The organism is Petrotoga sp. 8T1HF07.NaAc.6.1 (assembly GCF_016772115.1).
Classification (GTDB): domain Bacteria; phylum Thermotogota; class Thermotogae; order Petrotogales; family Petrotogaceae; genus Petrotoga; species Petrotoga mobilis.
On record NZ_AUPG01000004.1, the window covers coordinates 1 to 19853 of the forward strand.

At 33.5% G+C, this 19853-nt stretch carries 21 protein-coding genes; 6 read left to right on the plus strand and 15 right to left on the minus strand.

Annotated elements, in window-relative coordinates; translation table 11 throughout:
• Window positions 1-127: 127 nt before the first annotated feature.
• From NAAC61_RS03535 to NAAC61_RS03605, 15 genes are all read right to left on the minus strand, one after another.
• Window positions 128-553 carry a hypothetical protein gene (locus NAAC61_RS03535; protein WP_202695294.1) on the minus strand — a complete coding sequence of 142 codons (426 nt, stop codon included), beginning with the start codon at window positions 551-553 and terminating at the stop codon, window positions 128-130.
• 159 nt (window positions 554-712) lie between these two features.
• Window positions 713-1498: a DUF4895 domain-containing protein gene (locus NAAC61_RS03540; protein ID WP_103065823.1), complete on the minus strand. Its 786-nt coding sequence runs from the start codon at window positions 1496-1498 to the stop codon at window positions 713-715.
• A gap of 1 nt (window position 1499) precedes the next feature.
• A complete protein-coding gene (gene uvrC, locus NAAC61_RS03545) occupies window positions 1500-3080 on the minus strand; it encodes an excinuclease ABC subunit UvrC (RefSeq protein ID WP_337919692.1) in 1581 nt (526 codons plus the stop codon).
• 335 nt (window positions 3081-3415) lie between these two features.
• The gene (locus NAAC61_RS03550) at window positions 3416-3964 is read right to left on the minus strand and encodes a DUF501 domain-containing protein (protein WP_202695295.1); all 549 of its coding nucleotides are present in this window, start codon (window positions 3962-3964) and stop codon (window positions 3416-3418) included.
• Window positions 3931-4779 (minus strand): 50S ribosomal protein L11 methyltransferase, encoded by an 849-nt coding sequence (locus NAAC61_RS03555; protein ID WP_202695296.1) that lies wholly within the window; start codon window positions 4777-4779, stop codon window positions 3931-3933. The genes NAAC61_RS03550 and NAAC61_RS03555 overlap by 34 nt, the downstream gene beginning before the upstream one ends.
• A 1-nt stretch (window position 4780) precedes the next feature.
• Window positions 4781-5317, minus strand: coding sequence for a folate family ECF transporter S component (locus NAAC61_RS03560; protein ID WP_012209637.1), 537 nt, complete (start codon window positions 5315-5317; stop codon window positions 4781-4783).
• 16 nt (window positions 5318-5333) lie between these two features.
• Window positions 5334-6164, minus strand: coding sequence for an alpha/beta hydrolase (locus NAAC61_RS03565; protein ID WP_158245464.1), 831 nt, complete (start codon window positions 6162-6164; stop codon window positions 5334-5336).
• Between the two features lie 34 nt (window positions 6165-6198).
• The gene (gene miaB, locus NAAC61_RS03570; protein WP_202695297.1) at window positions 6199-7518 is read right to left on the minus strand and encodes a tRNA (N6-isopentenyl adenosine(37)-C2)-methylthiotransferase MiaB; all 1320 of its coding nucleotides are present in this window, start codon (window positions 7516-7518) and stop codon (window positions 6199-6201) included.
• Window positions 7519-7580: 62 nt separating this feature from the next.
• Complete coding sequence (rpsB, locus tag NAAC61_RS03575; RefSeq protein WP_103065817.1) at window positions 7581-8447, minus strand: 30S ribosomal protein S2; 867 nt, start codon at window positions 8445-8447, stop codon at window positions 7581-7583.
• Between the two features lie 111 nt (window positions 8448-8558).
• Window positions 8559-8906, minus strand: a complete 348-nt coding sequence (gene rsfS / locus NAAC61_RS03580; protein WP_012209633.1) for a ribosome silencing factor — start codon at window positions 8904-8906, stop codon at window positions 8559-8561.
• 132 nt (window positions 8907-9038) lie between these two features.
• The gene (gene glmS / locus NAAC61_RS03585) at window positions 9039-10877 is read right to left on the minus strand and encodes a glutamine--fructose-6-phosphate transaminase (isomerizing) (RefSeq protein ID WP_202695298.1); all 1839 of its coding nucleotides are present in this window, start codon (window positions 10875-10877) and stop codon (window positions 9039-9041) included.
• A gap of 15 nt (window positions 10878-10892) precedes the next feature.
• Complete coding sequence (gene plsX, locus NAAC61_RS03590) at window positions 10893-11873, minus strand: phosphate acyltransferase PlsX (RefSeq protein WP_202695299.1); 981 nt, start codon at window positions 11871-11873, stop codon at window positions 10893-10895.
• A 4-nt stretch (window positions 11874-11877) separates the two neighbouring features.
• Window positions 11878-12060 (minus strand): 50S ribosomal protein L32, encoded by a 183-nt coding sequence (rpmF, locus tag NAAC61_RS03595; protein WP_012209630.1) that lies wholly within the window; start codon window positions 12058-12060, stop codon window positions 11878-11880.
• A 27-nt stretch (window positions 12061-12087) separates the two neighbouring features.
• A complete protein-coding gene (locus tag NAAC61_RS03600; protein ID WP_202695300.1) occupies window positions 12088-12651 on the minus strand; it encodes a YceD family protein in 564 nt (187 codons plus the stop codon).
• A 150-nt stretch (window positions 12652-12801) separates the two neighbouring features.
• The gene (locus NAAC61_RS03605; protein ID WP_012209628.1) at window positions 12802-13296 is read right to left on the minus strand and encodes a hypothetical protein; all 495 of its coding nucleotides are present in this window, start codon (window positions 13294-13296) and stop codon (window positions 12802-12804) included.
• Window positions 13297-13492: 196 nt separating this feature from the next.
• On the opposite strand from NAAC61_RS03605, the gene NAAC61_RS03610 reads away from it, so the two are divergent.
• The 6 genes from NAAC61_RS03610 to NAAC61_RS03635 all read left to right on the plus strand — a co-directional run bounded on the left by NAAC61_RS03610 (window position 13493) and on the right by NAAC61_RS03635 (window position 19807).
• On the plus strand, window positions 13493-14695 hold the full coding sequence (locus tag NAAC61_RS03610; protein ID WP_012209627.1) for a hypothetical protein: 1203 nt from the start codon (window positions 13493-13495) through the stop codon (window positions 14693-14695).
• A 159-nt stretch (window positions 14696-14854) separates the two neighbouring features.
• Window positions 14855-15307, plus strand: a complete 453-nt coding sequence (locus tag NAAC61_RS03615; protein WP_012209626.1) for a hypothetical protein — start codon at window positions 14855-14857, stop codon at window positions 15305-15307.
• 133 nt (window positions 15308-15440) lie between these two features.
• Window positions 15441-15893: a hypothetical protein gene (locus NAAC61_RS03620; RefSeq protein WP_012209625.1), complete on the plus strand. Its 453-nt coding sequence runs from the start codon at window positions 15441-15443 to the stop codon at window positions 15891-15893.
• A gap of 190 nt (window positions 15894-16083) precedes the next feature.
• Entirely contained in the window at window positions 16084-17568 is a 1485-nt protein-coding gene (locus NAAC61_RS03625) for a COG1470 family protein (protein ID WP_202695301.1), read from the plus strand.
• The gene (locus tag NAAC61_RS11185) at window positions 17565-18731 is read left to right on the plus strand and encodes a secretin N-terminal domain-containing protein (RefSeq protein WP_202695302.1); all 1167 of its coding nucleotides are present in this window, start codon (window positions 17565-17567) and stop codon (window positions 18729-18731) included. The genes NAAC61_RS03625 and NAAC61_RS11185 overlap by 4 nt, the downstream gene beginning before the upstream one ends.
• Window positions 18728-19807 carry a hypothetical protein gene (locus tag NAAC61_RS03635; protein WP_202695303.1) on the plus strand — a complete coding sequence of 360 codons (1080 nt, stop codon included), beginning with the start codon at window positions 18728-18730 and terminating at the stop codon, window positions 19805-19807. Before NAAC61_RS11185 ends, NAAC61_RS03635 begins: the two co-directional genes overlap by 4 nt.
• The last annotated feature ends 46 nt before the right edge of the window (window positions 19808-19853 follow it).

Below are 19853 nucleotides of genomic sequence, written 5' to 3' on the forward strand. Positions count from 1 at the left end.
AATGAGCTTTCCCTTTCCTTCTTCTCTTACTTTTTTCTTTCTTTCTCTCTTTCATCCATCAGCGTTGTATATATTACCACATCTCTCTCCACTTTGTCAATTTCTTTTTTATGAACTTATTTGAAAATTATTGTGAATTCATCAAAGAAAAAGAATAGTATACATTGAATATCGAATATCCTAAATAGGCTATGGAAGGTAAATAAAACCATTTGTTTTGGCCTATTTCAGTTTGTCCGAACAATTGTATTCCTACCCAGTTTAAAGAATATTTTATTATTATATAAGTTATAGCAATAGTCATAAAGATTGAAAAGAAAAAAGAGATAGCGCCTATTAACGAGTATCTGTGAAGTCTAGCTTTTTCTATGGCATATATTTCAAACAGTATTCCTAAGACCAACATTAATATAGATAGAAAAAATATTTGTCTGGTTTCTAACGGAAAATTGGGGTTAAGAAGATCATTAATAATAGGTTTTACAGTGTTCATTATTACTACGAGTAATATAAATATTACAGAAATAACTATATTAAATGTACCATATAGCATTTCAGCGAGTGTAAAAGGAGATTTTTTTTCTTTTTTTTATATTTTTTTGGCGTTAGATTTTGATTAGTCCTTTTATAATAATCTTCAATGTTTACTTTCATTGTTCTCTCCTTTTGTAGAAATATTACATTCCTATTATCTAGGGTGCGCCCCAAACTTTTATAGTTCAATTTTTATTTCATTAATTTGGTCAACTATTTTAGCAGTCTTTTTTATAAATTGATCATAAATAGATTTGAAGTCTATATCAAGGATACGATCTGCAGGTGTTTTGAATACGGCTAATGCTGGTGCTTTAACTTTCATTTCTGGAAGTTTGTATGAATTTTCCAAAAAATTGTATCCTCGAAGCACTTTTTCTTTTAATATTCGACCTATTTCAATATATATAGATACTTCTGAACTACTTATATGATCGGGAACTTTAAATAAAACATGAATGTCCTTCAAATATGGAAAATAAAATATGTCATCATCCCATTGCTTGTAATGTTCTATTATGAATTTCAATTTTTCATCTGTTATGCTCTGATAGAGAGAAATGTATTCTTCGCCTTTTAATTTTTCAGAGAATATGAGCTTTTTTATAAGCCTTTCATTTCCCCATACCCTGTATGATGTAATTTTAAAAGGTGATTGTACTATTCCAAATGCCGTGTCGGGTTGTATTATTTTATTGTATTGCTTAGATAGTTCTGTGTATTTTTTTAGTAATATATCAGGATCATTGTAATACGTAGGATATAAAACACTCATAACTTTTCCTGGTTTATCAGGTCCCAGAGTTTCAAAAACTCTTCCTTCTTCATCTATAAAAATACAGTAGACTGGAAATTTGTCTTCACCATCGTAAACAGCGCCAAAGAAAAAATGTTGAAATTCATCGGCTAAAAAGCTTTTGTATTTATTTAAGTAACTTATGGCAAATTCAATTAATTTTTCCAAATTATTTCTCTCCCAAACTTTCTTTTATTCTTTTAGCGATTTTTTCACTTTTAACGACTTTCGATATCTCTTCAATTGATGCTTCCAGTAATTTTTGAATCCCTCCAAAATGTTTTATTAATTCTTTTTTCCTTTTTGGACCTATACCGTAAATATCATCCAACTTTGTTTTTTCAAATCGTTTACTTCTGAGACTTCTGTTAAAGCCTATAGCAAACCTATGGGTTTCATCTCTTACGTATATAAGCAGCCTCAACACCGGATGATCTAGTGGTAAGTGAAGATCTGGTATGTCACCTGGAAAAACTATCCTTTCATCTTCTTTGGCGATACCTACAACATCGACATCTTTCAAAGAATAACCAATTTCTTTTAGTGCTTCTACAGCTGAATTTACCTGTCCTTTTCCTCCATCAATAAATAAAAGATCAGGTAATTCATGCTTTTGATATCTTCTTTTTATAACTGTTCTGATGCTTTCAAAGTCATCTGGCGCTTTTATATCATCTAATCGATACTTTCTGTATCCTTCTTTTTTGGGCTTGCCGTTTTCAAAACGTACTAAAGAGGCAACGGTATATAACCCTTGAAGATGAGATATATCTATACCTTCAATAATTTTTGGTTCTTTTTTCAAAGAAAGTATCTCTTTTGCTTGTTTTAAAGCAAAGCTTAAGTCTTTTTGCCTTTTTATTTCTTCTTGCAAATTTGTATAAGCCATTTCATATATTTTAGAACTTTTACCTATCTTTTCGATTCTTTTTAAGCCTTTTTCTTTCAGAAAATCCAAAATTTCTGGAGAAATTTCTTCATTGTATAATGTCGATATCAAAGAAGGCGGTTCATTCTTTCTAACAATATAGTATTGATACAAGAAATCTTCCAACGTCCCTTCCATCGTGAAGGAAAGTTTTGAAATCAAGTATCCCTTTCTTACTATTAAAACTAAATAAACTGGAGGTTCATACATTATTATATCTAAATTTTTTCCGTTTTTGTATTCAACCGCTACTTCTTCAAATAAATTTTCTAATTTGAACAATGTGTCACGCATTTGAGCGGCTTTTTCATAATTTTTTATTTTGGCATAATCTTTCATGACTTTTTGAAGATAGTTTTTCACTTCTTCAATATCTCCTGATAAAACTTTTTTAACCTTTTCCACTGATTCTTGATATACCGTTTCGTCTACATCCTTGTAACATGGACCATAGCATCTTCCTAAATGGTAAAGGAAACATGGTTTGCTTTTCCTGCTTAAATCTCTGTCACAACTTCTGATTTTATATACGCTTTGGAGTACTTCGATAACGTCTTTTACAAATTTAACATCAGAGTATGGACCATAGAATTTACCTTTTTCTTCTTTTTTTGTACGAATGTATTTTATCTTGGGGAATTGTTCATCCGTTACTAAAATATATGGATACACTCGTGTATCTTTTAACATTATATTGTATTTTGGCTTATGAATATAGATGAGGTTGGCTTCTAAGATAAATGCTTGATTTTCATTTGAAGTTATTATGTAGTCTAAATTTGTGGCTTTTTCTAGCATTTCATAAGTTTTTTCATTTCCTATGTAGTTTTTCTTGTTAAAATAGGAAGAAACTCTGTTTTTTAAGTTTTTTTGCCTTGCCTATATATATAGGATCACCTTTATTGTTTTTAAAAATATATACTCCTGGTTTTTTAGGGATGTTGTTTAAAATTGATCTGTCAATCATAGGTTGTCTCGCCTCCATTCGTTAAGGGGTAAACCCCTTAAGATCCCCAAGATCTTTGTTTGTTTTTAAAAAGTCTTTTTGCACAAAGCTGCAAAAGGGCTTCGCCCCTTAAAAACCCCATGAATCTTTGTTTCATTATCTTGTTTTAGCGCCCCTTCACCCCGCTCCCCACCCTTCTAAGGAAGAGAAATCATCGCTCAGCCCCGCATCCCACCCATTTTTCACATCTTTTGTCGTCACAATATTTCTTGCCAATATAGCGATCCACTATTTTCCCCACGGGATTATTCTCCCCGACTAAATACGATGCATAGTGTAAATGTAAACATTTTATTTTAGAGAAATCCTCAATTCCACCTATTCCCGTTTCTTTTAGTTTCTTGATCATATTTTCAGGTAGGGAATTGATTTTTTCTCCTAATAGCTTCATTCTTTTTTCAATTTCTACTTCGTGGGCGCGGATCATTTGTTGTTTTAATCCTGGATCATTTTGTATCATCTTTTCAATTTCCGCTATTTTTTGCTGTGCTTCCAATTTTGAAACTTCTTCCACTAAATAAGGACAGGTTAACCAGTAAAGAGTGGGAAAAGGCTTTCCATCTTTTAAAGGAAAGCTCTTTATTACTTGAGGATAGCCATATATGCATCTTTTTCCTATAGTTAATACATTACTAACGCACCGTCCCAATTGTTTTTCAATTATTTCTAAATCTTCTTTTGAAACAGCAAAGCTATCCAAGAACCATCCTCCATTCTTTCTTTCAATACTAAATTTACATCCTTTGCTTGTTCAATAACCAATTTCTCCTTACTTTCAATTATACCAGAAAGGATGACAAATCCTTTATTTTTAAGTATTTTATCAAATTTAGGATCTTTCATTAACTGTATCAGTACTTCAGCCACAATATTAGAAACTAATATATCGAATCTTTCATGTTCTCCAACAGCGCTTAACAAATCGGATTCTTTTATCTCAATATCGACATTGTTTAAAATAGCAGTTTCTTTTGCTTTTTCTGTAGCCAAATCATCGTTATCTAAAGCCAAAACGCGATTAGCCCCAATCTTTTTAGCCAAAGCGGACAATATTCCGCTACCTGTTCCAACATCAACAACATCTTTGCCTGCGCAACCAACCTTTCTTAAAAGTTCGGCTGCCAGTTTAGTGGTTGAATGTAAACCTGTTCCAAATGCACTTCCTGGTATTATATTCAATACTATTCCCGGTTTTTCTATTTTTTTATTGGAAAAAGGATTGATCCAAACTCCATCTATAAGTTCAAAAACATCTATTGTTTTTTTCCATTCTTCTAACCATTTTGATTCTTCGGTGATTTGTTTAGAAAGCAATCTTAAACCATACATAGAAAGCAAATCCAAAATATCTTTGATTTGCTCTTCCTTCTTGACATACAACTTCAGAAAAGTCTTTGAACTTTCTACATCTTCTTCAAAGTAAAAGGAATTAAACCCATATTTTATGAACTGATCTATTATCTTTTCTTCCTCGCTGGCTTTCAATTCATAAACAAACTCATAATATTTATCCATCTTATTTTTTCTCCATCATTTTATTAATTTGAGGAATTCTCGTGAGTAATAAAAGCATTATAAAGGCGTTCAAAAAGAATGAGACCACATAGCCACCGATTCGTGGAGGCATAAGAACCGCATATGAAACATCAAAAGCTTGATGAATAAAGAATGGTGTTAAGGTTATTCCTACCGCTTCACCTAAACCACAGGAAATGGCTAGTGACCAATAATTGATTCTTCTTTTAAAAAAATACCTAAAAACTATACCTGGAATCAAACCGTGTAAGGCCGAGGTCAACGTGAATTGGGGAAGGAACGCCCCCATTGGATTTATCCAAAAACCAATCAAATCAGATAAACCTCCAACGATAAAACCATCCAGGGGCCCAAAAATAAAGGCGGAAAGAAACATAGGAATCGTTCCAAACCCAAATCTAATAACTTCCACATTGCCTATGGGAATTCTAATCGCTAATAACCTTGACAAAAGTATGGATAGAACTATAAACAAAGAATTCATGACTAACCTATAGGTGGCATTCTTTTGGTCCATAAATTCACTCCTTACTTTAATGGATAATTAGCATATTTTTTGCAAAGAACCTTAATACATCTTTTATTTCTTGGCTCCAAAGAAACCAATTATGGTCGCCTGGTTTTATGAAAAGAGTTGAAGATATGCCATTGATTCTTAATTCATGGTGCAGTTCAGAAGCACCTAAATATAGGTAAAAGTAATCTTCACTTCCACAAGAAAGATAAACTGGAAGCTCTAAGCCGCTTTGTTTTACGTGTTCTATATAATTAAAAATATTCTCTTTCTCCCAAAACTTTGGGTCAAAAGGCCAGCCAAATGCGTCATGATAGTAATCTTCTCTTACATGAATTTCATTGCCATATAAATCGACTTCTTTCTCTGGGGGAACTTCTCTGGTTATTCCCCCACTTAAACTAGCAACAGACAAAAATAACTCTGGATACTTAAATGCCAACCTTAAGGCACCGTATCCTCCCATAGATAAACCGGCTATGAATCTTGAAGAACGTTCGTTATAAACCTTGTACTGCGTTTCTATATGTTGAAGAAGGTCCTCTATCAAAGCGGTTTCATAGTTAACACCAGTTGGAGAATTAACGTACCAACTGTTCTTAGCATCAGGCATCACGGCAACAAAAGGTGGAATTTCATTGTTAGTTATCATTAAATCCAAACTTTGATCTACTCGACCTTTTCTTAGCCAACTCGTTTCGTTCCCTCCATGTCCATGCAGAAGATAAATAGTCGGATATTTCCTGGTTTCAATGTCGTATTTAGGTGGAAGATAAATAGAATATTTCACATCACTTTTCAGTGCTCGGCTATAAAACGATAAAGATTCATATACTTTTCCATGTATCAAATGTGAACACCCCTTTTTTCTATCTATTAGGCCGTCAGTAAAGATTGTTTACAACCTCACCATACAATGGACCTGGTGTAATTTTATTGACCTTTACTTTCAAAAATTCACCGTTCAACTCTTCATTGCTTTCGAAGATTATTAATTTATTGTTCATTGTTCTTCCCATATAAGTACCATTTTTCCCAGCCTTTCCTTCTTGAATTATAACAACTTCTTGTTCGAGATACTTTTCATTCTCTTCAAGGTTTATTCTTTTTTGTAACTCCATGAGATACTGCAATCTTTTATTTTTGATATGTTTAGGGACATCGTCATTTTGATATTTATAAGCTATGGTCCCTTCTCTTGGGGAATATTCTGCAATATTTATCCTTTCAAATCTACATCTCTTAATTAGATCTACCGTTTCTTCGAAGTCCTCGTCTGTCTCTGAGGGGAAGCCTGTTATAAAATCACTGGAAATTGTAACATTAACTACTTCTTTTTTGATCTTATTCACAAGTTCAATGAACTCTTCTTTTGTATATTTCCTATTCATTGCCTTGAGAATCTTGTTGCTTCCTGATTGAGCTGGAAGATGAAAATAATTTGCCGCTTTTTCTTCGTTGGCAACAGTTTGTATCAAAGAATCGGTTATATCCGATGGATATGAGGTTAAAAACCAAATTCGTTTTATGGAATCAAATTCAGCTGCCTTTTGTATGAGAAGGTCCAATTTAGATTTTTTATCTCCAAAGTCCTTACCGTAGGAATCAACATTTTGACCTAAAAAGGTTATTTCTTTGTAGCCCTTTTTTGCATAGCTTTCAACTTCTCTTATTATATCTTCCATAGGTCTACTTTTTTCAAAACCTCTGGTATATGGAACTATACAGTACGAGCAATATTTGTTGCATCCGTATATGATAGTAATCCAAGCATGATGTTTACTTATTGGCATCTTTGGAATATCGTAATTGACATCATTCAATTTGTCGCTAAAATCAGCAAATCTTTTTCCATTTAAAGCACGCTTTACCAAATTTCCTATGTCTACCACATTTCTAGTGCCAAAGACAAAATCTATATTTTTAAATCTTTCAAGCAGATTCTCCCTTTCTTTTTCTGCAGAGCAACCACCTACACCTAAGATTAAATTCTTATTTTCATCTTTTAGTTTACCGTAACCGCCTATGGCACCATACATTTTATTTTCTGCTTTTTCTCTAACAGCACAACTATTTATCAATATTATGTCGGCTTCTTTTGGATTTTCAGTCCATTCGAAGCCCTCTTCTTTCAAAAGACCTGCCATTATTTCACTTTCATTAATATTCATTTGACAACCAAATGTCCGTATGTAAAATTTCAAAATTATCACCTCTTATAAAAAAACCGGGAGCTATCCCCCGGTGTATTATGTAGAACCAAAAATTAAAATTTTTCGTCTTCGTCTTCTATTTCTGAAGGTATAAATTCTTCTTCCACTTCTTCTACTTCTTCAGCATAACTGGCGTATTTCTCTTCAGCTTCTAATTTTTCGTCCACTTCATCAATTACTTCGTCTTTTTCTTCTTCTTCTTCTTCTACTTCGCTACTTTCTTCGAGAGTTTCAATTCTACCTTCTTTTCCTTCAATAATCGCATCAGCCATTTTTGAGACAATGAGCATTATAGTTCTGATAGCGTCATCGTTTGCTGGAATAACGTAATCAATAACATCCGGATCACAATTGGTATCCACTGTTGCTATTATAGGTATATTAAGCAAATTAGCTTCTTTCACAGCGATTTCTTCTTTTTTAGGATCAATAATAAAAAGAATATCTGGAATTTTTTTCATTCCACGTAACCCACCCAAGTTTTTTTCTAATTTTTCTAAATTTCTGCGTATGGTTGCTTGCTCTTTTTTGGGTAGTTTCGAAAACTCTTCGCTTTCAACATATTCTGTTAGTTGTTCCAACTTATCAATTCTAGATTTTATCGTTTTGAAGTTTGTTAACAAACCACCAAGCCATCTGTTGTTTACAAAAAACTCTCCACATCTGCGGGCTTCATCGGCAACAATCTGCTGTGCCTGTTTCTTAGTCCCAACGAACAATACTCTTTTCTTCTCCATGACCGAATTTTTTAGGAAGTCATAGGCTTCGTCAATACTTTTCAAAGTTTTTTGTAAATCAATAATGTGAATACCTTTTCTTGCAGTAAAAATATAAGGCTGCATCTTGGGATTCCATCTTCTCGTCCTATGACCAAAGTGAGCTCCTGCTTCAAGTAACTGTTTCATACTTACCACTGACACAAAAATACACCTCCGTAGTTGTTTGATTTGGTTTTCTAACCTCCACCTTCCTTTTTTTCACCGACCCTTTTATGGGCACCGGGGTGAAAAACGAAAGATGTGAGTATTATTTTATAGTACCATTCTATTTTGCTCTCCCCAAAGCCCTTCTAAATCGTAAAATTCTCTACTCTCTTCGGAGAATATATGAACTATAAAAATACCCGCGTCGATTATCATCCAATCGGTACTTTTACCTTTATCGTAAAAAGTTATGGGTATATCTTCATCTTTTAAATACCTAACTACTTGGTCTCTTAAAGCTACTCTATGTGGTTCTGAATTTCCCGTAACAATAACAAAGTAATCAACCATCAATTCAGAATTTTCCATGTCAAGTACAACAATATTTTCTCCATCTTTTTCTTCTAACAATTCCACTATTTCCTTAACGGAATTCAAAACATCAGTTTTTAACAAAAATTTACCACCTCCACTAAAATTTTTTTACTTTTAGCATTTCTAAATTTATTAGCGCCCTTCCCCCGCTCCCCACCCATAAGGAAGAAAAATCAATGTTTTGCCCCGCTGCCCGCCCCACAATTGGCCAAATTATTCTACGGTGACACTTTTTGCTAAATTTCTTGGTTTATCTGGGTCTAAGCCTTTTTGTACCGCTGTGTAATAAGCAAAAAGTTGAGTAATAGGTGCAACTACCAACGGTATTAAAGGTTCCGAAACAGTAGGCACATCGATGTAATCATCACATATTTTTTTTGTTTGCTCATCATCTTTCGGGGTTAAAGCTATAACCTTTGCGCCCCGAGCTTTTACTTCCATAATGTTGGAAATCATCTTCTCTCTCAGCTTCCCAGACGGAACTATTGCAAATACTGGAAAATTCCCATCCAACAGTGCTATTGGACCATGTTTTAATTCTCCCGCTTGATAGGCAATGGCATTGATATAACTGATCTCTTTTAATTTCAAAGCGCCTTCCAAAGCTGCAGGAAAACCAAAAACCCTACCTATGTACATCATATCTTTGAAGTTTTTATACTTCTTTACCAATTCCATCATGTGACCGTTTGTTTCATTCAAGATCATTTTAAATATTTCTGGCATTTTTTCGATGGTTCTCATAATTTCATCCAACTCTTCGTTTTTGTAACCTTTCCAAAGGATGAGTTGGGCAGTTAAGGTGTAAAGCAAAGCTATTTGTGCGGTATAAGTTTTCGTTGCGGCAACCCCTATCTCTGGACCAGTGTTGAGATAAAGGACTGCGTCGGATTCTCTCGGAATAGTTGAACCAACTACGTTACTTATAGCTAATACATATGCACCCTTTTTCTTTGCTAATCTGACACCTTCTAACGTATCTATAGTCTCCCCAGATTGAGAGATAGCCAACACCAAAGTATTACCATCTATTGCCGGATTCATGTATCTGAACTCTGATGCAACCTCAATGTCAAAATCAATATCTGAATATCTATTCATGAAGTATTTTGCAGCTAAACCAGCATGATAACTCGTACCGCATGCAACCACATATACTTTTTTCATTTGGTTCTTAACAAAACCTTCTAAAGATCGTACTTCTTTTATCTGTGGTTTCCCATCTTTTAATCGACCAACTAGAACGGATTCTAAAGCTATCGGTTGCTCAAAGATTTCTTTCAACATGAAATGCGGATATCCTGATTTTTCTGCCAGCGACTCATCCCAGGTTATAAGTATTGGTTTTCTCTCAAGTGGGACACCATCTAAGTTAAATAAAGAATACCCTTTAGGAGTTAAAATAGCTACCTCTCCATCATTCAAAAAATTCATCTCTTTTGAATACTTCAGTAAAGGAGTAACATCTGAAGCTAACATGCTAATACTATTATTACTTGCAATCACTAGAGGACTGCCTTTTCTTGCCGCAACTATTTGATCGGGTTTGTCTTTATGAACAACAGCAATGGCATACGCACCTTCGAGTTCTTCTAAAGCTTTTAAAACAGATTCAAAAAGATCTCCATTGTACTTATCTTCTATCAAATGAGCGATAACTTCTGAATCCGTTTCTGATTTAAAGATATGGCCCTTAACTTCAAGCTCTGTTCTCAACTCTTGAAAGTTCTCTATGATACCGTTATGTACAACAGCTATTTCTTCTTTACAATCCAAATGTGGATGAGAATTTTGCTCTGAAACAACACCATGTGTCGCCCATCTTGTGTGGGCGATTCCAGAATAAAAACTTTCTTCCAATAAACCTTCATTTAATAGTAATTTTTCAATCTCGCTAATCCTTCCTGGCATTTTCAGGTATTTTATAGAATGATTCATATTGTAAGCCAAACCTGCTGAATCGTAGCCTCGATACTCAAGCTTTTTCAACCCAGAAATAAGATCTTCAACTTTAACTTTTCTATCGGAAACAAACCCTACTATCCCACACAATTCTTAAACCCCCTTTTAAATCTCAATCTTTTCGATCAAGTCAAATTTAGCTGCACGGTAAGCCACGTACAATGCATTAGCTATGGCTTCAGCGTCTGAAGCCCCATGCGCCTTAACTAAAACACCGTTAACCCCCAAAAAGAATGTTCCTCCATAACTTCTATAATCAATTTTATTGACTAAAGACTTCAACGAACCTCGTAGAAACAAGGCTCCTAATTTTGTGAATAACCCACCTTTTTTAATCGTTTCTTTCAATTCATGAAGGATGAAATAAGCTGTACCTTCCATAGTTTTTAAAACGTTGTTACCGGTGAATCCGTCTGTAACTATTATATCACACGTATCGTCGAACAGTTCGCGTGCTTCTACATAGCCAACATAATTAAACTTCTTTTCTTCCTTTAACAAATTAGAGGCGTCCCTAACTATTGAATTTCCTTTTTCGTCTTCAGAACCGATATTTAAAATCCCTACTCTCGGATTTTCAAGATTCAAAAATTTAGCATAAGCTATTCCTTCCCTTGCAAAATCATAAAAATGTTCAGCCTTTACTTCAGCGTTTGCTCCTGCATCCACCAAAATTTTTGGTTTATTGGACTTAGAAGGCAGGGCTAAAACTAAGGCAGGCCTTTTTATGCCAGGAAGTCTACCGGCAACAAAAGTACCGCTTGAAAGCAATGCACCGGTGTTGCCCGCACTCACAAAAGCATTCAATTCGTTATTTTTCAACATTTCGCAACCTACGTACATGGAAGATTCCTTCAATTTCAAAACTTCTGTTGGTTTTGTTTCGTTACTAACCAAGTTTTTAGCAGGTATAATTTTTAAATTCGATATTTTATCTAAATCTTCCTTTGAAATTTCATTTCCCACTATAACCAATTCTTCAGGAGAAAGGAACTTATTCTTTATAGCAAAAAGTGCGCCCTCAACAACAGAACTGGGCGCATTATCACCGCCGTATAGATCGATACCTATTTTTACACTATCCATCGGCTCATTCACCTATTTCTAAGATTTGTTTGTCACCATAGTATCCACAATTTAAACAAACACGGTGTGGCAATTTTGGCTCTCCGCACTTCGGACATTTTACAACATTGATCTTGTATGCAGAGTAAAATTTCGCTCTTCTAGAATGTGTTTGACCTCTTGAAGCTTTTTGTTTTGGCGTTGCCATCTATGTTTCCCCCTTTGGTATTTTGTATTAATTTAATTTTTCATTATCCAACAACTTTTTTAGCATTACAAAACGTGGGTCAATATCTTCTGTTTCACAAGAATGCTCTGGATTTTCGTTCAAATCAATTCCACAGATAGGACATAGCCCTTTGCAATCTTCTTTACACAGTGGAACTTCTGGTACTGATAATATTATAGTCTCTATTACTCGATTTGTCAAATCTATTGATTGCCCATCATAGTAAACAAGATTGTCTAAAGTTTTTAAACGTTCAGTTTTCGATAAATATTTCTCAAAACTTCGACTTAAATATACAGCTTCAAAAGTTTCATCGATCCAATACTCGATGGGTTTCAAACATCTCGAACAATGAAGCTGGACCATAGTTTCTATTTTACCGTTTACTATTACCCGACTTTCTCCTTTCTCTAAAGAAACATTTACACCTATTGGGGCAAGTATCTTCGCCTTTTCAGAAGGTAGTTCAATTTCTTTCCAGTTTCTAATGATGATCTCTCTTTCTAGTAACTTTTCAAAAGATTCTAATTCAATTATAAGGTTTTTATTTTTCAATTCTTCGTTAAACATTATTCTCACCTCAGCCGTTTTATTTTACTTCAAAAACGTTTATCAAATACAAAATAATTGTTAATTTTTCAATAATAAAAAGAGAGGCAGGAATTAACCTACCTCTCGAGCATTTGCTGCACTATGCAAATAAGGGGCGCATAATTGTCTTTAAACTGCGGGGGAAACTGTGAAAACAAAATTACCAACCTTATCATTATATTCTCCATTTTTTAAAAGCAATTCTCTCATCTCAGGATTGCTAGCGAGCACCTGTTGAAAATTGAATCCTACTTGAACGGTTTTTTCAATAACTCCATACGATGAATCGTTACTATCAACAGAATAATTAAAGCTACTATTCAACAATTCAAACAATGCTTGGTTCTGTTCGTTAAAACTACTTCCTTCTGCATCAAATTCAACCATGAGTTCAAAAGTGGTATTTGCTACGATTTTTACCTTTATTTCTTCACTTTTGTTTTCAGGAGATGACAAATCCAATTCATAATCTAAACTTTCTTTATCAACAGAGTCAATTGCAGCATAACTAGAAACACTAATATAGACAGGGATATTAACACCATCAGAAGTTTGAGAAAAAGAAATAACACTGATATTTAAAACCAACAACATTATTATTGTTATAAAAATAATCTTTTTCATTACATTCACCACCTCTAATAAAAGTCTAATAAAATTATACTAAATAAAAATAAAAATGTCAAGTCTTTTATTATTTTTTTATGTACGATTAAAAGCGAATTATAATCATTTTTATTGAATTTTTATTGAAATAGTTAAAATTATTTATAAAAAATAATGTATAATTTAAAAAGAAAACTATTAGGAAGTGATTAAAATGAAGAAAATGATTGTCTTTATAACTTTCTTATTCTTAACTGTGAGCATATTTTCAGCAAATAATTATTTCGAATTTAAATTGGATTTAGACAATTACAACTATCAGCAAACTCAAATTTTTCTTAACCTGTCCAACGTTTATCGGGTAGAATTACAACTAGATAGTAATTACCAATTCTTTCATAGTTATTTTAACCTTTCAAGTTGGGGAAGCGGAAGTACTTATACATTACAACTAGGGTTTAATATCCAACCATTATGGCAAAACAATAACCAAAAAATTCTGGCTATGTTTCAGAATGGACTTTTATCTTCTTCAGGGACAAAAATAGGAGAAGTTTTGCTTTTAGACTCTACTGGGGAACAGTTAGATTTTATTGATGTTTATTTCGTAGTTGACAACTTTTTTGTCGACTATAACGTTTCAAACGATATAGTCTTTGAATTCACCCCACCTTATCCAGGTAGTGGGAAGTGGTATGATCAAAAATCCTCTAATGTATCCCTCAAGTCTAACTTGCCTCCCCTTCATGTTTACGTTGGTGTAGAGTTATTAGATGGGTTTGATTTTCTATCTGAAGGTAGCTATTTGCAATTTTTAGGTTCTCCAAATACGTATTTAAATAATCCTAATGTAGAGTTCGACATAACAGTTGGCTCTAATTTAGGTAACCTATTCAAAAATTATGGAAGTTTATTACAAGAAAAATTTGTCCAGGCTGGCTTCCCTGAAGAGGGACTTCACGTGGGGGATGTTGTAGTTTCTATCCCTATGGAGGGTGGGTATTTTAGTTATTTGGCTGTTCCTATTTACTTTAAGGTGCCTGAACCTGTTATAAACTTCATCGTCGGAGGAGAAGGCACAATTCAACTAACTTTTGACCTTGCCAATCCTCAGAATAATGTTATTTCTTCAGTTCCTGTACACATTGAATCAACTTTGCCAAATTACGATATTTATCTTTCAATGGATATTTTTGACAGTTACAGCTTTTTAGAGGATTATATTATATTACAAAATGACGAATTAATATCCGTAGATAGCAGTAATACCGATTTTGATATTGAAATAAAGGCAGATTTTGCTGATTTGTGGAATGACAAACGTGAGCAAATACTATCCCTTTTTGAAAATGAGGTGCTCACGGTCAATGAAATTATCCATATAGGTGATGTTTACATTACTCTTTCGTCCTCTTGATACCTTCCTGAATCTTTTTCTTATTTTTTATTTTCTTCTTACTGTTTTTCTTCAAAATTCTTATTGAAATTTTATTGAAATTAATTGCTATCTTATTAGCCCGAGTATAATTAAAACAGAATTAGTTTTATAAAAAATGAAGTCAGGGCGTGAGGGTAAATGATTCAAAAATTAAAATATACATTAATTTTTTCTTTCATAATTATCATTTCATCAACCTCATTTGCTATAAGCAAAGAGACCACTGTCCCTATATATTTAGCCGTACCTGAATACTTGAAAATTACCAACCTTAGCGATTCACGTTTAGACTTGTATGCTACAGTTGCCAATTGGGGCGACATAGTAGAAGACAGTTTAACTTTTAATGTTGAATCTAACATAAATTATAATTTAACAGCTAATTTTACGGTACTTAGCTCGCTACCTGGGTGGCAGCAATATTTGATACTAGGTTCTTATGATTTGCTACTGTCAGGCACTGGAGGAACTCCTGGAATCCACAATTATATTTTAACTTTTCAGCTGGATGTAGGCCTGTTGGAAGGACTTATATACACCTTTATGGAAGGTCAAATTGGGAATATTCAAATAACAGTTTCTAGCAACTGAAGTTGTAACATAAATTTTGATTGGATTTTTATTAAAAATTATTGTTGTTTTATTATAGTAAGTATAATTAAATTAGAAAAGTAAAATAAAGATAATTCAAATAAAACGAAAATTTTAAAAGGGGTGGAAAATTATGAAAAAAGTTTTAAGTTTGGCAGTTTTGATGATGGTGATGTTGATTTCAGTTTCAGGTTTGGCACAAGTTTCTGATACTGTTAACGTTCCAGTTTTTTTGAATGTTCCAGCATTTGTGAGATTGTCAGTAGATACTACAAGTCCTGATTCCCAGTTCGATTTAGTATTTGATCCAGCAAATCCTGCAAATCCTACAGATACTGTAAAGCTCTTAGCAGAGGCAAATGTTAATTATAGTGTTTCTTCTAGTATAGCTGAAGTGACTGGTTATGCTTCATGGGCTAGTTTATTACAAATTTCCATAGACACCAACGCAGCTGGTTTTGGAGGAGCAGGAAATGTGGTCTTCGATGTTACTGCAACACTTGACGTTCTAGGTAACTTAAATCTAGGTGCACTTCCTACAAATACAAAAATCGCTGATGTAACCTTTACCATAGCCTCAATTTAAGAGTTTTTAAAGAACATTTATTAATAATATCCCATATTTTTCAATTACCCCTTTTTGCAATTAGAGCACTTAAAAAGGGGTAATTTTATTAATATACACGTGCACTTTATTTTAGTGAATATAATTATTAAAGATTTTATAAATTTTAATTGTGCTATAATAGACACAAAAAAGGGGATAGGTAATAATCATGAAGAAATTTTATATTCTATCTATTGTTTTTTTACTTTTTACAACTTTTTCTTTCACTCAGATAACAGTTTCGCCTTTGTCCGTTGAAAAAGACGTCAGGGCAGGGGAAGAATTCATTGCCACTATAAACGTCATTGGAGGCAACACTACACAAAACGTCAATATAGAGCTTTACCTACTGAGTCAGGACTTTGATGGAAATTTTGATTATGTAGAAGCAACTCCAGATAACTTTCTCTATTCAAATTGGATCGAATTTCCAAACTCCATTACCGTTTCCCCTCGATCGACGACACCAGTTGAAGTCGGCGTCAATATCCCCTCAAACGCTCCTTTTGGAACTTACAATTTTATCCTTATGATTACCCCCGAAGTTGAAACTACTGGAACGATAGGAATAATTATTAGATACGCTATAAGAATCACAGTTCATGTACAAGGAACTGTCATAACAAGGGTGGAAGTTGAAGATGTGAAGGTCGTTCCAGATGAAGAAGGCAAACCAGTAATCGAAGCTACCATCTCTAATGGCTCAAGTTATGACCTAGTAATTTCTGCTGAAGCCATTTTGAGAGATAAAACTGGTATGATGATAGAAAGATTGCCCTTAAAATCTTCTTACATGGAAAAAAACAATATAACCACCCAAAGAGTATTAAAAGGGAACAAAGTTGTATTTTCAGGTAAACCCACCTACCTGTTAGCTCCTGGAGATTACAAGGTAAACCTCTTTGTTAACTACTCCAACAGGCAAAGAGTGTTTACATACGATATAAACGTTCCTGAAGAAGGTTTTAATTTCACTCCTCCAACGGAACTTGCGCTTATATTAGACAATACAGAGTTCAGTCATGAGCTTTACGCTGGTGCTGTTAAAACCTTTGTTATAAATCTACAAAATATGTCTAATCAAAACGTCACGGTACAAGTTGGTGGAGAAGAATATTCGAGTTTACATAAAGATAGATCCTTGCTATCATGGATCACTTTGAGGTCTCCGTCATCTTTTACAGTTAATGCTCAACGAACTTCAAGAGTTATACTTTCAATAAACGTACCAAAAGAAGTCGAAAATGGTGCTTACTACGGCAAAATCGTTCTAAATGCCTACGATGAATCGGGAGAATTTTTATCTCAGAAAAAAGTCAACGTTGAAACGATTATAGGCGAAGTAAATTATGATGTTGAGTTAGTGAGCTCAAACTATGAAAAAATAGAAGGTAGCAGAATTTTTAGTGCCTTGATCAAAAATACTGGGGAGAGATACATAATCCCTAAAGGAAGTTTGAGTATTTTAGACAATGATGGTGTGAGCATAGGTGTTTACGATCTTCTTCCATCTAATCAAGAGTGGTTAGTTCCTAGCCAAGAAACGATGTTGATTGGCGAAGTACCCATTTTAGAAGGGGAAGGTTATAAATACATCCTCACTATTTATGACAACGAACAGAGGTTAAAAGTCTTCGAGGGGGAGTTAATGTGATAAAAAAAATATTAAAAAGATCAATTTCTTTTGTTATTTTATCACTTATGTGTTTATTAGCCTTTTCTCAAGAAGTTACTGCACCAAAAGTGACTGCAACTTTCTATAACACCGATTTGATAGAAGCTCTGAATGAAATATCTCTTCAAACAGGGGTTACAATTTTAACCGATCAATACGTGAGTGGCTTGGTCACAGCAGACTTTGTAGAAGTGGATTTAGAAAAGGCGTTGAATATACTTCTACTTCCCGGTGGCTACTCTTACAAAAAAATTGATGAAAATGTTTACTTTGTGGGATTAGCTGATCCTCAAAGTCATAATTTTTTGAACTTAGCTGAAATGCAAGTGTTTTCTTTGAATTATATTTCGGTGGACAAATTTTTAAATTTGATTCCCGAAAATCTACACCAATACATAAAAACTAACGAAGAAACTAACCAAATAGTCGTGTATGCTCCACAAAATACAATAGATTATATAAAAGATCTGGTTGACAAGTTGGATAAGAGTGAACCATATATTGAATTAACCGTTTATATCGTTGAAACAAATGAAAGGTACTCTGATTTGATAAAGGGCAACGTGTTCAACATAAACCAAGAAGGTATAATTAACAGTTTTTCTTTTACGAGTCCCTCAATTGGATTTTCTGTACAAGATCTTTTTGAAGCTGAAATAGAGATGTACGAAAAGAACGAAACCGCAAATTTAGTTACTAAACAGGTTGTCAAAGTTTTACCAGGTGAGCCAGCGTTATTAAGTTTGAAGAATCTAGAGAGTATCGTTTTTACTACCTACAGAAACGAATTCAGAAATATTGAAAGTGGAATAGAAATAGAAATGACCCCAACTATGATGAATCAAATACTTCAAATTTCTTTTAAGACAAAAACAACAAACTTAATGGAAGTTACAAAAGATAGCTATTTACTTTCAGAATCGGAGTTGGAGACTAAAGTGAATTTAAACCCCAACGAAATTTTGCTAATTGCTGATTTAGATTTGAGTCAACTTTATTCAAAAAATGGGGGAACAACGTTGTTGAAAGATCTTCCTTTTCTTAGATTTTTATTCGGTGATAACCAAAACACTGATGAGAGCAAACGGATGATGATTTTTTTAACTGCTACCCCAACCTTAGAAGGGGTTGATCAAAAATGAAAAAGTATATCTATCTTTTAATGCTCTTCGTTTTGATGTTTCAAATTTTTGCGTTTTCACAAAGCTCTCAAATGTATAATTACTCAATTTACTCTGTTTTGAAGAATGATAGCAGAAGTGAAACTCTTTTGGGTAATGTGGCTGTTATTCAAGGTTACACTTTTAATTTTGTTTCGAAAGGCAATATTGATGCTACTTTCGGAATCACTCCTCTCAATGACTTGGGAGATAAGGTTAGAACAAAAATTATTATAGACAGTGTAAATATGCACTTTGAAAATACTATCGACCTCTCAAAAAACAAGAAAAACTATGTTACCTCGATTTATTATTTAGAAGGGGAAGAGGAAAAGACTTTGGATATCTATCTCCAAGTTAACAACGTTGAAAAGTTAGAGATCACAGATCAAGAAGAAACTTCAAAAAATAATAAAATTATCTTTAAAACTTATTACAACCAATTTTCTTATTATGAAGATGAGTTCATTACCGAAACAGAAGTGGAATTAAATGATTTAGTTTTCTTTGGCATGAGTAACTTACTTGATTACAAAAATGGGGGATATTACTTAGGAGTTATTTTTAATGGAATGAAAGTTGGTGCTAACTATCAAAACGATACCTTTTATCTGTTTTTGAACGACAAAACCTATATTGACTCGTTTGAATTCGATGGAATTTTTGTACCTTACACATTTTCCAATAACAGCCTTGATTTCAAAGGTGATTTTGCATTCACAGTTACCGAAAACTTCCCTACGTTTAAAATCGTCGATTTAAAGGATACACTTACTAATGAAGAACAAGGTTTTTATTTAGGAGAGAAAATAGGACGGGCTTTGAATTTTGAAGATCTTGGATTTTATCTTGGAAGAGAGCTCAAAAAATTGACTGAAAATATGAACAACAACTTTTTTGTTGGCTTAGATTTGAGTTATTTAGAAAATCAGTATGACTTCTCCTTAACAGGAGGCATTTCGAATCAGATATCAAATTTTAAATTTGAGACCTTAGGTGGTTATAACTTTGTTTCTAACACATTTTCTTTTTCTTTAACCTCCTTCTATGAATTTTAGTAGATATTGATCGCTTTAAAAACATTAATATTTTTTGGTTTATTAT

Excerpts from the sequence above, each read along its gene's own strand:
- NAAC61_RS03615 (WP_012209626.1), top strand. The coding sequence starts at position 14,855 with ATGATTCAAAAATTAAAATATACATTAATTTTTTCTTTCATAATTATC.
- NAAC61_RS03560 (WP_012209637.1), bottom strand. The coding sequence starts at position 5,317 with ATGGACCAAAAGAATGCCACCTATAGGTTAGTCATGAATTCTTTGTTT.
- plsX (WP_202695299.1), bottom strand. The coding sequence starts at position 11,873 with ATGGATAGTGTAAAAATAGGTATCGATCTATACGGCGGTGATAATGCG.
- NAAC61_RS03555 (WP_202695296.1), bottom strand. The coding sequence starts at position 4,779 with ATGGATAAATATTATGAGTTTGTTTATGAATTGAAAGCCAGCGAGGAA.
- NAAC61_RS03535 (WP_202695294.1), bottom strand. The coding sequence starts at position 553 with ATGCTATATGGTACATTTAATATAGTTATTTCTGTAATATTTATATTA.
- NAAC61_RS03605 (WP_012209628.1), bottom strand. The coding sequence starts at position 13,296 with ATGAAAAAGATTATTTTTATAACAATAATAATGTTGTTGGTTTTAAAT.
- NAAC61_RS03625 (WP_202695301.1), top strand. The coding sequence starts at position 16,084 with ATGAAGAAATTTTATATTCTATCTATTGTTTTTTTACTTTTTACAACT.
- NAAC61_RS03600 (WP_202695300.1), bottom strand. The coding sequence starts at position 12,651 with ATGTTTAACGAAGAATTGAAAAATAAAAACCTTATAATTGAATTAGAA.
- NAAC61_RS03635 (WP_202695303.1), top strand. The coding sequence starts at position 18,728 with ATGAAAAAGTATATCTATCTTTTAATGCTCTTCGTTTTGATGTTTCAA.
- NAAC61_RS03610 (WP_012209627.1), top strand. The coding sequence starts at position 13,493 with ATGAAGAAAATGATTGTCTTTATAACTTTCTTATTCTTAACTGTGAGC.
- rpmF (WP_012209630.1), bottom strand. The coding sequence starts at position 12,060 with ATGGCAACGCCAAAACAAAAAGCTTCAAGAGGTCAAACACATTCTAGA.
- NAAC61_RS03620 (WP_012209625.1), top strand. The coding sequence starts at position 15,441 with ATGAAAAAAGTTTTAAGTTTGGCAGTTTTGATGATGGTGATGTTGATT.